This is a genomic window from Streptomyces sp. NPDC057302 (genome assembly GCF_042667685.1).
Classification (GTDB): domain Bacteria; phylum Actinomycetota; class Actinomycetes; order Streptomycetales; family Streptomycetaceae; genus Streptomyces.
Window position 1 is genome coordinate 1 of sequence record NZ_JBHUZJ010000139.1, and the last position, 12,071, is coordinate 12,071.

At 70.5% G+C, this 12,071-nt stretch carries 9 protein-coding genes; 5 read left to right on the top strand and 4 right to left on the bottom strand.

Translation table 11 applies throughout. From position 1 onward, the window contains the following. Nucleotides 1-54: 54 nt before the first annotated feature. Nucleotides 55-1,935, bottom strand: coding sequence for an ABC transporter ATP-binding protein (locus tag ACFUPX_RS42960; RefSeq protein ID WP_383334992.1), 1,881 nt, complete (start codon nucleotides 1,933-1,935; stop codon nucleotides 55-57). A 180-nt stretch (nucleotides 1,936-2,115) separates the two neighbouring features. On the opposite strand from ACFUPX_RS42960, the gene ACFUPX_RS42965 reads away from it, so the two are divergent. Continuing rightward, the gene (locus ACFUPX_RS42965) at nucleotides 2,116-4,407 is read left to right on the top strand and encodes a glycoside hydrolase family 3 N-terminal domain-containing protein (protein WP_383334994.1); all 2,292 of its coding nucleotides are present in this window, start codon (nucleotides 2,116-2,118) and stop codon (nucleotides 4,405-4,407) included. A 50-nt stretch (nucleotides 4,408-4,457) separates the two neighbouring features. On the opposite strand, the gene ACFUPX_RS42970 is transcribed toward ACFUPX_RS42965, so the two are convergent. Continuing rightward, on the bottom strand, nucleotides 4,458-5,324 hold the full coding sequence (locus ACFUPX_RS42970; protein ID WP_383334996.1) for a GNAT family N-acetyltransferase: 867 nt from the start codon (nucleotides 5,322-5,324) through the stop codon (nucleotides 4,458-4,460). Nucleotides 5,325-5,680: 356 nt separating this feature from the next. Between ACFUPX_RS42970 and ACFUPX_RS42975 the strand changes: the two genes are divergently transcribed. The 3 genes from ACFUPX_RS42975 (at nucleotide 5,681) to ACFUPX_RS42985 (ending at nucleotide 10,064) form a co-directional block, all read left to right on the top strand. Continuing rightward, a complete protein-coding gene (locus ACFUPX_RS42975; protein ID WP_383334998.1) occupies nucleotides 5,681-7,069 on the top strand; it encodes a family 2B encapsulin nanocompartment shell protein in 1,389 nt (462 codons plus the stop codon). Continuing rightward, nucleotides 7,056-8,450 carry a SufS family cysteine desulfurase gene (locus ACFUPX_RS42980; protein ID WP_383335000.1) on the top strand — a complete coding sequence of 465 codons (1,395 nt, stop codon included), beginning with the start codon at nucleotides 7,056-7,058 and terminating at the stop codon, nucleotides 8,448-8,450. Before ACFUPX_RS42975 ends, ACFUPX_RS42980 begins: the two co-directional genes overlap by 14 nt. A 78-nt stretch (nucleotides 8,451-8,528) precedes the next feature. Next, a complete protein-coding gene (locus tag ACFUPX_RS42985; protein ID WP_383335002.1) occupies nucleotides 8,529-10,064 on the top strand; it encodes an AMP-binding protein in 1,536 nt (511 codons plus the stop codon). 9 nt (nucleotides 10,065-10,073) lie between these two features. On the opposite strand, the gene ACFUPX_RS42990 is transcribed toward ACFUPX_RS42985, so the two are convergent. Both ACFUPX_RS42990 and ACFUPX_RS42995 read right to left on the bottom strand, forming a co-directional pair. After that, entirely contained in the window at nucleotides 10,074-10,403 is a 330-nt protein-coding gene (locus tag ACFUPX_RS42990) for a Zn-ribbon domain-containing OB-fold protein (RefSeq protein WP_383335006.1), read from the bottom strand. Nucleotides 10,404-10,593: 190 nt separating this feature from the next. Continuing rightward, nucleotides 10,594-11,304, bottom strand: a complete 711-nt coding sequence (locus ACFUPX_RS42995; protein WP_383335004.1) for a TetR family transcriptional regulator — start codon at nucleotides 11,302-11,304, stop codon at nucleotides 10,594-10,596. A 108-nt stretch (nucleotides 11,305-11,412) separates the two neighbouring features. On the opposite strand from ACFUPX_RS42995, the gene ACFUPX_RS43000 reads away from it, so the two are divergent. Next, on the top strand, nucleotides 11,413-12,071 hold a 659-nt coding region (locus tag ACFUPX_RS43000; protein WP_383326815.1), incomplete at its 3' end, for an electron transfer flavoprotein subunit beta/FixA family protein.

Below are 12,071 nucleotides of genomic sequence, written 5' to 3' on the forward strand. Positions count from 1 at the left end.
GGCTGGAGTTCTCCAGCCGGCCCGGCGCGTGGTGCGTGCGGTGCGGTGCGGTCCCTATGCCGCCACCTGCACGGGCTTGTGCGCGAACTGCGTGCGGTACAGCTCCGCGTAGCGGCCCTCCACCGCGAGCAGTTCCTCGTGCGTGCCGCGCTCCACGATCCGCCCGGCCTCGACGACGAGGATCTGGTCGGCGGACCGCACGGTCGAGAGCCGGTGGGCGATGACGATCGCGGTGCGGCCTTCCAGGGCCTCGGCGAGGGCCTCCTGCACCGCCGCCTCCGAGGTGTTGTCCAGGTGCGCCGTGGCCTCGTCGAGGATGACGACCCGCTGCTGGGCGAGGAGCAGCCGGGCGATGGTCATGCGCTGGCGCTCGCCGCCGGAGAGCCGGTAGCCGCGCTCGCCGACCACGGTGTCGAGGCCGTCGGGCAGGGAGCGTACGAGGTCTTCGAGGCGCGCCCTGCGCAGGACGTCCCACAGGTCGTCCTCGGTGGCCCCGGGGCGGGCGAGCAGCAGGTTGGCGCGGACCGACTCGTGGAAGAGGTGGCCGTCCTGGGTGACCATGCCGAGCGTCTGGCGCATGGAGGCCGCCGAGAGGTCCCGGACGTCGACCCCGCCGATCCGCACGGCCCCGCTGTCGGTGTCGTACAGGCGGGGAAGCAGTTGCGCGATCGTCGACTTGCCGGCGCCGGAGGATCCGACGAGCGCCACGGTCTGGCCCGGCTCGGCGCGGAAGGAGAGGCCGTGCAGGACCTCGTCGCCGCCCCTGGTGTCGAGGGAGGCGACCTCTTCGAGGGAGGCCAGGGAGACCTTGTCGGCGGACGGATAGGCGAAGCAGACGTCGTCGAACTCCACCGTCACCGGGCCCGAGGGGACCTCACGTGCGTCCGGCTTCTCGTCGATCAGGGGCTTCAGGTCGAGGACCTCGAAGACCCGCTCGAAGCTGACGAGCGCGCTCATGACCTCGACGCGTGCTCCGGCCAGGGATGTCAGCGGTGCGTAGAGGCGGGTCAGGAGCAGGGCGAGGGAGACGATGGCGCCCGCCTCCAGGGTGCCGTCGAGGGCGAAGTAGCCGCCGAGGCCGTAGACGAGCGCCAGGGCGAGGGCCGACACGAGGGTCAGCGCGGTGATGAACGTGGACTGCGCCATGGCCGTACGGACACCGATGTCACGCACCCGGCGGGCCCGCGTCGCGAACTCCTCCGATTCGGCGCCCGGACGCCCGAAGAGCTTGATGAGCGTGGCACCCGGGGCGGAGAACCGCTCGGTCATGCGCGTACCCATCGCCGCGTTGTGGTGTGCGGCCTCGCGCTGGAGTTTGGCCATCCTGGAGCCCATGCGGCGTGCGGGCACGATGAAGACGGGCAGCAGGACCAGCGCGAGGAGCGTGATCTGCCAGGAGAGCGTCAGCATCACGGCCAGCGTCAGGAGCAGCGTGACCACGTTGCCCACCACGCCGGAGAGCGTGTTGCTGAACGCGCGCTGGGCGCCGATCACGTCGTTGTTCAGGCGGCTGACGAGAGCGCCGGTGCGGGTGCGGGTGAAGAAGGCGACGGGCATGCGCTGTACGTGGTCGAAGACGGCGGTGCGCAGGTCGAGGATGAGCCCCTCCCCCAGGTTCGCCGACAGCCAGCGGCCGACCAGGCCGAAGCCCGCCTCGGCGAGGGCGATGGCGGCGATGAGCAGGGCGTAGCGGACCACCAGGGAGGACTCGCCGTCCTTGACGATCGTGTCCACGACGCTGCCCGCGAGGACGGGGGTCGCCACGGCGAGCAGCGCGGTGATGACGCTGAGGAGCACGAAGTAGACGATGCGGCGCTTGTGCGGCCGGGCGAAGGTGCCGATGCGGCGCAAGGTGGCGCGGGCGAAGGGGCGGCGGTCCTGCTCGGCGTGCATGACGCTCTGCAGTTGGGTCCAGGCTGTCGTTTCCATGCTCATGAGATGAAGGTAGAACCTCAAGTTTCCTTGAGGTCAAGCACTGGGAGCGATTCGCCTGAACGAGCGCCCCGCGCGTCCCTGCCGCATCCCTTGACCCGCATGTAACAGGAACGTACTTTCGCTTCAACTCTTGTGGGCATCACAGAGGTTGTCGACTTCCTGACGCGAGAAGGCGAACACATGCGAGAGCTACGAAGGCGTACTCTGCTGTCCGCGATCGGCGGCACGGCCGTCGCGGGAGGCGGCCTCACCGCCGCCGGCACCGGGATCGCCCAGGCCGCGCCGCAGCGCCCGAGCCCGCCGAGCGCCATGGACCCGAAGATCAGGAAGCTGCTCGCCCGTATGACGGTCGAGGAGAAGCTGGGTCAGCTCCAGCAGCTCCCCTGGGCCGTCAGCACCGGTCCCGGCGGCAGCGAGACGAAGGACGTCGAGGACGCGGCCCGCGCCGGACGGCTCGGCTCGGTCCTGAACATCTTCGGCGCCAAGAGCAGCAACGCCCTGCAGCGCATGGCCGTGGAGGAGTCCCGCCTCGGGATCCCCCTGCTCTTCGGCCTCGACGTGATCCATGGCCTGTGGACGACGTTCCCGATCCCCCTCGCCCAGGCGTCGAGCTTCGACCCGGAGGTCACCAGGCGGGACGCCGAGGTGTCGGCGAAGGAGTCCCGCTCGAACGGCGTGCACTGGACGTTCTCGCCGATGATGGACGTCACGCACGAACCCCGCTGGGGCCGCATCGCCGAGGGCTGCGGCGAGGACCCGTATCTGACGACGGCGTTCGCCGTGGCCAAGGTGGAGGGTTACCAGGGCGAGAAGGGTTCGGGCCTCGAAGCCAAGGACCGCATCGCCGCCTGCGCCAAGCACTTCGTCGCGTACGGCGGGGCCGAGGGCGGCCGTGACTACAACACGGTCGACGTGTCGGAGTCACGCCTTCGCAACCACTATCTGCCGCCGTTCAAGGCCGCGTTGGAGGCGGGCGTGGCCACGGTGATGGCCTCGTTCAACACCATCAGCGGCGTCCCGGCCCACGGCAACTCCCACACGCTGACCGACATCCTGTACGAGGAGTGGGGCTTCGACGGCTTCGTCGTCAGCGACTGGAACGGCGTCGACGAACTGATCGCGCACGGCTTCGCCGAGGACGGCGCCGACGCGGCCCGCCTCGCGCTGAACGCGGGCGTCGACATGGAGATGGCGAGCACGGACCTGGCCAAGCACGGCAAGAAGCTGCTGAGCGGCGGCAGGATCAGCGAGCAGCGCCTCGACGAGGCGGTCGCGCGGATCCTGCGCCTGAAGTTCGACCTCGGCCTCTTCGACCATCCGTACGCCGACGAGGACGCCGCCATCGACAAGCCGTCCGACCGGGCCCGCGAGGCGGCCCGCGAGACCGCCGCCCGCTCGATGGTGCTCCTGAAGAACGACGGCAAGGCGCTGCCACTCAAGAAGTCCGCCGGGTCGATCGCCGTCGTGGGCCCCTTCGGCGATTCCGACGACCTCCTCGGCACCTGGACGTTCCCCGGCGCGACGAAGAACTTCCCCTCGGGCAAGGTCCTCGCGGCGGTGAAGGCGGCGGCTCCGGGGGCGAAGGTGACGTACGCGAAGGGCGTCGACGCCGAGGGCACGGACACCGGCGGCATCCCGGCGGCGGTGGCCGCGGCCAAGGGCGCCGACGTGACCGTCGTGGTGGTCGGTGAGCCCCCGGCGATGAGCGGCGAGGCGGCGGCGCGCAGCGACATCAGCCTGCCGGGCCGGCAGGAGAAGCTGATCGAGGCGATCGCCGCGACGGGCAAGCCGTTCGTGGTGGTCCTGGTCAACGGCCGCCCGCTGACCGTCGGCGACTGGCTGAAGTCGGCGCCCGCCGTCCTGGAGGCCTGGCATCCGGGCCTGGAGGCGGGCAACGCCATCGCGGACGTGCTGTTCGGCAAGGTCAACCCGGGCGGCAAGCTGCCCGTGTCGTTCCCGCGCACGGTCGGCCAGATCCCCGTCCACTACAACCACGAGTCGACGGGCCGCCCCTACAACGCGGACAACAAGTACACGTCCAAGTACCTCGACCTGCCCCAGGACCCGCAGTTCGCCTTCGGTCACGGGCTCTCGTACACGTCCTTCGAGATCGGCGGGCCGAAGCTGAGCCGCGACCGCGTGTCGGCGGGGGCGCTGCGCAAGGGCGACACCGTGGAGGTCTCGGTCTCCGTCCGCAACACGGGCGGGCGCGCGGGCGACGAGGTCGTCCAGCTGTACGTCCACGACATCGCGGCGAGCATCGCCCAGCCGGTGCGCAGGCTGCGCGGATTCCGCCGGGTGACGCTGGAGCCCGGAAAGTCGCGGACCGTCCGCTTCCGGCTCGGTGCCGAGGACTTCGGGTTCTGGACGAACGCGGAGAGCGGTGAGTTCCGTGTCGAGGAGGGGGCCGTGGACATCTACGTCGGCGACAGCTCCGAGGCCGAGGCGAAGAAGAGGCTGACGATCACGTAACGACAGCGGCGGCGGAGGGCCGGGTCCCGGCGGGCCCGGCCTCCCCTGCCTCAGCCGAGTTCGAGCGTGGTCACGCCGAAGATCCGCTCCTGGGCCAGCTCCCGCACCGGACCGGTGTACATCCGGGCGGTCTCGAACGTGGGCTTCATGCCGCGCGACTCGGCCAGGGCGACGGCGTGCGGCTGGGACTCGGGGACGTCGATCACGACGGGCGCGCCGTCCGCCTCCGCCGTCAGCGCGTCGAAGAGCTCCTCGGCGTCCGCGCGCGTATCGGCGAACAGGGGCCCGATGCGCAGGGCGTCCCGGGCCGGGCGCAGCACGCCGTACCCGGTGATCTGGCCGCCGACGATGCGGGCGAGGGCGCGGTGCCCGGGAGCGGTGAGCCAGGACTCCAGGAAGCGCGGGCGGTCGGCGGGGTAGCTCGCGGCGTCGTACGCGGTGATCGCCCGCAGGCCCGCGGCCTCGACCGGCAGGATCCGCGTGGTTCTCGGGGCGCCGCCGGGCACCGGGCCCGTGTACCGGATGGTGCGGTGGGCGAACTCGAAGCCCGAGCGGCGGTAGTTGTCCTGCTGGGCGACCACGCCGTCCAGGCCGACGGTGCGGGTCCCCGCGTGGGCGAGGGCCGCCCGCCAGGTGGCGAGGCCGTAGCCGTGGCCGCGCAGGTCGGGGCGGACCAGGTAGAAGCCGAGGAAGGCGTACACGTCGTCGTAGTTCACGACCGAGATCGCGGAGACGGGCTCCGCCGGTTCGCCGGCGAGGCGGCCGATGAAGAATCCCTCGGGGTCCTGCGCGAAGAAGGACGGTCCGTCCCGCAGGCCCGGGTTCCAGCCCTCGTCCGCCGCCCATCCGCTGACGACCCGCCAGTCGTCGGGCGTCGCCCGCGAGATGGTGAGCCACCCGGGCCCCGAATCTGTCATCGCTGCACCCTTCGTACACGGGAGGGGACCGTCCCCCGCCCGGAACCATCCTTCCCGACTCCTGGCCCCGCTACCCGACTCATAAGCGCTCCTTTCAGGGGTGCTTGGCTCCGGTATTGGGATGATTTGAGCCCGATATCTGATGTGGCCGCACTTCCCGTAAGAGGCCTGGAAGGCTGGTCCCCGGGCGCGGGGCGGACCGCCTGCGGGTGCGGGTCCGCATAGCCCGTCCATTTCCGGCCTTTTCTCAACTATCCCTGAAATAAGACCACTTGCGGCCATGGAACAACGAGAAGACGATCGGCGCCGGATGCCGTCACGGCAGCCCGCAGACACCGCTCTTCCAGGAGGTTCCAGTGAACGACCGGCTCGCACTCGGCCCCGATGCCGCACGGCAACTGGCGACGACCACCAAGACCACTCCGCAGATGCGCGGCATCACCCCGCGCTATCTGCTGCGCGCCCTGCCCTGGGTGGACGTCGAGTCGGGCACCTACCGGGTGAACCGCCGCCGGACGTTCGTGCTCGGCGACGACCGCATCACCACGTACGAGGAGAGCGGCTCGCAGCGTGTCGTGCCGGGTGACTTACGCGAGGTGCCCTACCTCCGCGACGCCGACGACGCGCTGCTCGCGGAGCTCGCGGGCGCCTTCACCGAGGTCACCTTCGAGGCCGGGCAGGTACTCGCCCAGGAGGGCGACCCCGCCGACCGGCTGTGGGTGGTCGTGCAGGGCAAGGCCGAGAAGCGGGTGACCGGGCGGTACGGCGAGGACGCGCTGCTCGAAGTCATCGGCGACGGGCAGTTCTTCGACCTCGGCGCGTGGACCCGGACCGCGGCGATGCCCTACCGCGTCAAGGCGATCACCCCTGGGGTGGCGCTCTGCGCGGACCGCAGCGCGCTCGCGGGGCTCGCCGACCGGGACGAGGCGCTGGGGGGTGCGATCACCGCGTACTGCGACGGGGGCGCCATGACGCCCGGCGCCGAGGTGCCGGTGGATCTGAGCGCGGGGCACGTCGGGGAGCCCGACCTGCCGGGGACGTTCGTGGACTACGAGGACGCGCCGCGCGAGTACCACATGACGCTCGCGCAGACGGTGCTCCGCGTGCACACACGGGTCGCCGACCTCTACAACGGGCCCATCGACCAGACCCGCGCGCAGTCCAACCTCACCATCGCCGCGCTGCGCGAACGGCAGGAGTCCTCGCTCCTGAACCACCCGGAGCACGGCCTGTTCCACAACGTGTCCGCCGGCCAGCGGGTCCAGGCGCGCACCGGAGCCCCCACCCCCGACGACCTGGACGAGCTCCTGACCCGGGTCTGGAAGCAGCCCGGCTTCTTCCTGGCCCACCCCAGGGCGATCGCCGCCTTCGGCCGTGAATGTACGCGGCGGGGCGTGCCCCCGGTGACGGACACCCGCTTCGGCAGCCCGCTCCTCACCTGGCGCGGTGTTCCGCTGCTTCCGTCGGACAAGGTGCGGTTCTCGGGCGGCACGGGCGCCGGCCTCGGCACCACGGAGATCCTGCTGATGCGGACGGGCGAGGCCGAGCAGGGCGTGGTGGGACTGCGTCCCGGGGGCGTCGCGGACGAGGTCGAACCGGGCCTGTCCATGCGGAACATGGGCGTCGACCAGAAGGGCATCACGTCGTACCTGATGACGGCGTACTTCAACACGGCGGTCCTGGTCGAGGACGCCATCGCCGTCCTCCAGAACGTCGAGGTGTCGAACTACCATGACTATTCCTAACGTCACGCCGCGAGGGTTCGGCGTTCCGGGGCTGCCCGCAGCGGCCCCGGGCACGACGGCGGTGACGGCGGTGACGCCGATGAAGCCCGCATCACCATCCGATCCCCCGGCCGATCCCCCCGGCGCGAGCGCGCTCCCGCAGCTCCAGCCCCCGGGATTCTCACCCGAGTCGGCCCGCCAGGACATCCCGATCCTGCACCGCACCGTCAACGGCCACCCCCTCGTCTGGCTCGACAACGGCGCCACCACGCAGAAGCCGCGCCAGGTCATCGAGGCGCTCGGCGCCTACTACGGAGCCGCGAACTCCAACATCCACCGCGGCGCGCACACCATGGCGCGCGAGGCGACCCAGATGTTCGAGGCGGGGCGGTCGGCGGTCGCGGAGTTCCTGGGGGCGAGGTCGCCGGACGACATCGTCTTCGTACGCGGCACGACCGAGGCGATCAACCTGGTCGCCCAGAGCTGGGGGCGGGACAACCTCGGACCCGGGGACGACATCCTGGTGGCCGCCCTCGAACACCACTCCGACATCGTCCCCTGGCAGCTGATCGCCGAGGAGACCCGGGCCCGGGTCGTCCCGATCCCCCTCACCGCGGACGGGGCGATCGACCAAGGCGCCTACGCCGACCTCCTGTCGTCCCGCACCCAGCTCGTCGCCGTCAGCCACGCGTCGAACGTCCTGGGCACCGTCCCGCCGGTGAAGGAGATGACCGCCCTCGCCCATCGCTACGGCGCCAAGGTCCTGGTGGACGGGGCGCAGGCCGTCGCGCACTTCCCGGTCGACGTGCGGGACCTGGACGCCGACTTCTACGCCTTCTCGGGGCACAAGCTCTTCGCTCCGACCGGCATCGGCGCGCTCTACGCCAAGCCGGAGATCCTTCAGGCCATGCGGCCCTGGCAGGGCGGCGGCAACATGATCGATTCGGTCGACTTCACGCGGACCACATTCGCGCCGGTCCCGCATCGCCTGGAAGCGGGCACGGGCCACATCGCGGGCGTGGTCGGCCTCCTTGCGGCGCTGAACTGGTTCACGTCCTTCGACCGGGAGGCGGTCGCCGCGTACGAGAGCACCCTCATGACGTACGCGCAACAGGCGCTGGCCGCGGTGCCGGGCCTGGAGGTCATCGGTTCGGCGCCGGAGCGGATAGCCGTCCTCACGTTCACGCTCGCGGGCCACGACCCGGGCGAAGTCGCCGACTGGCTCGACCGCGACGGCATCGCCATCCGCGCGGGCCACCACTGCGCCCAGCCCGCGCTCGCCCACTACGGCCTGGAGTCGGCCGCCCGCGCCTCGCTCGCGCTCTACAACACGTCCGAGGAGGTGGATCAGCTGGTGGCGTCCCTGCGGCGGCTCCAGGAGGCGCCGCGGGCAGCCGGGTAAGAAGACGCCGGGGGTCCGGTTTCCCGTGGGGCGTGGTCGGATAGGCGACGTACATCGACTGAGCTTCGGGAGGCCAGGATGTTCGTCCCGTTCGGGGCCCTTGATTTTCTGGACCGCGCCACGGCCGTATACGGGGACCGGGTCGGCATCGTCGACGAGCCCGATCAGCCGGCCGAACCCTGGGAGGGACTCACCTATCGACGCGTGGGTGAGCTGGCGCGGGCACAGGCCGCCGGTCTCGACGCGCTCGGGGTGCCGCACGGCGCCCGGGTGGCGGTGGTATCGCACAACAGCGCGCGGCTGCTGACGTCGTTCTTCGGCGTCAGCGGCCACGGCCGCGTTCTCGTGCCGGTCAACTTCCGTCTCTCGCCCGACGAGGTGAGCTACATCGTCGCCCAGTCGGGGGCGAGCGTGCTGCTCGTCGACCCTGAGCTGGAGGACCGCCTCTCGGAGGTGACCTGCAAGCACCGCTTCACGCTCGGGGCGCGGGCCGACGGCGAGCTGTACCGGTTCGACACCGAACCCGAGCCCTGGCAGCACGACGAGAACGCCACGGCGACCATCAACTTCACCAGCGGAACGACCGCGCGCCCCAAGGGCGTTCAGATCACGCACCGCAACATCTGGGTCAACGCCCTGACGTTCGCGCTGCACGCCGGGGTCACGGACCGGGACGTCTATCTGCACACCCTGCCGATGTTCCACGCGAACGGCTGGGGCATGCCGTTCGCGATGTCCGGCATGGGCGCGCGCCAGATCGTGCTGCGCAAGGTGGACGGCGCGGAGATCCTGCGCCGGGTGGCCGAGCACGGGGTCACGGTGATGTGCGCGGCGCCTGCCGTAGTCAACGCGGTGCTCGCCGCCGCACGTTCGTGGGAGGGCGAGATCCCGGGCCGGGACCGGGTGCGCATCATCGTCGCGGGGGCTCCGCCGCCCACCAGGACGGTCGAACAGGTCGAGTCGGAGCTGGGCTGGGAGTTCATCCAGATCTACGGCCTCACCGAGACCTCTCCCCTGCTCACCATCAACCGCACCCGCGAGGAATGGGACGGTTTCACCTCCCAGCAGCGCGCGGAGAAGCTGGTCCAGGCCGGGACCCCCGCCCTCGGCGTGACGCTGCGCACGTCGGACGAGGGCGAGATCCTCGCCCGTTCGAACGTGATCCTGGAGGGGTACTGGGAGCAGCCGCACGAGAGCGCACAGGCGCTGGAAGGCGGCTGGTTCCACACGGGTGACGGCGGGTCGATCGGCGCCGACGGGTATCTGACGATCAGTGACCGCAAGAAGGACGTCATCATCACCGGCGGCGAGAACGTCTCCTCGATCGAGGTGGAGGACGTGCTGTTCAGCCATCCCGCGGTCGCCGAGGTCGCGGTCATCGGGGTGCCGGACGAGAAGTGGGGCGAGACGGTCAAGGCCCTGATCGTCCTGGCGGCGGGCGCGCGGGCCACGGAGGAGGAGCTCATCCGGCACTGCAAGGAGCATCTCGCCGGGTTCAAGGCGCCGACCTCGGTGGAGTTCCGTGCCGAACTGGCCCGCACGGCCACCGGAAAACTCCAGAAGTACAAGCTGCGCGGTCCCTACTGGGAAGGGCGCGAGCCGGGCGTCAGCTGATCTGCGGTTCTACCAGTCGTCGCTCGTGTGCGTCTCGCAGAGCTCGAACACGGCCTCCCCGGTCTCCGGATCGGACCCGGCCACGGGCCGCACACGCGCGCCGACCCATACGAGGTGCGGCGAGGCGCCCACGACACGGCAGCGGAACACGAACCCTTCGGGAAAGCGGACGAGGGACTCGTTGCGTGCGGTGCCCGTGTAGCGGTTGACCACGCTGGACTGGACGACGACGCCTTCGCCGTCGCTGTGCTCGGCCACCAGATCACTGGACGCGCACACCGGACACAGCATGCGCCGGAAGGACGCGGTGCCGCACCATCGGCAGCGCTGGTAGATCATGCCGGTTCGCTCGTGCCCTGTCGGCGCGATGCTCAATTCCTGCTGGGACACGACTCGACCCCCTGCATTCGACCTGCACTCGGCTCGGATGCGCCGCGCTCGGCGTCGACGCCTCCGCACCATATGGCACTGAGTGCCAGAAGGTAAAGGTACTGAGTGCTACTCGCTCGGTCCCGCGGCCGGTCCGGGCTCAGTCCTGGCCGAGGGCCGACTCGACGCGCTGCACCACGCGCCACATGGGGGCACGCTTGGAGACCACCATGACGACGACCTCCTCGTCGGCATCGGCGGCCGTTCCCTCCGTGCCGGTGGGGGCGCTCCCCCAGCCGTCCCGCACGAGCCCGAGCGCGTGGTCCACCGCGGTCTCGGCGTCCCCTTCACCGCCCGAACGCAGCCAGGAACGCAGGGCGTTGTTGTGCGCGGCGACCACGGCGGCGGCGATCACCTCGGCGCGCAGGGAGCCGTCCTCGTCCTCGGCGTACCGGCCGCGCAGATAGCCGGCCATGGTGCGTTCGTAGCGGCGCACCACGGAGAGTTCGTACGTCCGCAGACCGGGGACCTCCTGGGTGAGGCGGTAGCGCTGCACGGAGAACTCGGGGTTCGTGGCGTACATGCGCAGCACGATCCGGGCCGCGTCGCACACGGCTTCCACCGGATCGACGCCGTCGGCCGCTTCGAGGAACGCCGTCATGTCGGCCAGGCAGCTCTCGTGGTCGGGGAAGACCGCGTCCTCCTTCGACGGGAAGTACCGGAAGAAGGAGCGGCGGCCCACCCCGGCGCGCGCCACGATGTCGTCCACCGTGGTCTGCTCGAAGCCCCGCTCCATGAACAGCTGGAACGCCGCCTTGGCGAGCACCTCCCGCATGGGGGCCTTCTTCGCTGCTCCGCGCGCCTCTGTCATGCGGGGAACGTAGCATCGTAAGGGCCTGTATGGCACTACGTACCTTTACAGGGGGTACTGAGTGCCATACCGTCGTCGTAACGAACCACACCAGGTAGGAGAGTCGGCGTGAGCTTGAGGATCGTTGTCACCGTGAAGTACGTGCCTGACGCCACCGGCGACCGGCATTTCGCCGATGACCTGACCGTCGACCGGGATGACGTCGATGGCCTGCTGTCGGAGCTGGATGAGTACGCGGTCGAGCAGGCGTTGCAGATCGCGGACGAGGCCGATGACGCGGAGATCACCGTGTTGACGGTGGGTCCGGAGGATGCCAAGGACGCGTTGCGCAAGGCGTTGTCGATGGGTGCGGACAAGGCGATCCACGTCGAGGACGACGACTTGCACGGCACGGACGCGCTGGGCACGTCGCTGGTGCTGGCCAAGGCGATCGAGAAGGCCGGCTACGACCTGGTGATCTCGGGCATGGCGTCGACCGACGGCACGATGGGTGTGGTGCCCGCGCTGCTGGCCGAGCGCCTGGGTGTCCCGCAGGTGACGCTTCTGTCGGAGGTCTCCGTCGCCGATGGTGTGGTCAAGGGGCGCCGGGATGGGGATGCGGCCTCCGAGCAGCTTGAGGCGTCGTTGCCGGCGGTGGTGTCGGTGACCGACCAGTCGGGCGAGGCCCGTTATCCCTCCTTCAAGGGGATCATGGCGGCGAAGAAGAAGCCGGTGGAGGCGTGGGATCTCTCCGACCTGGACCTGGAGGCCGGGCAGGTGGGTCTTGA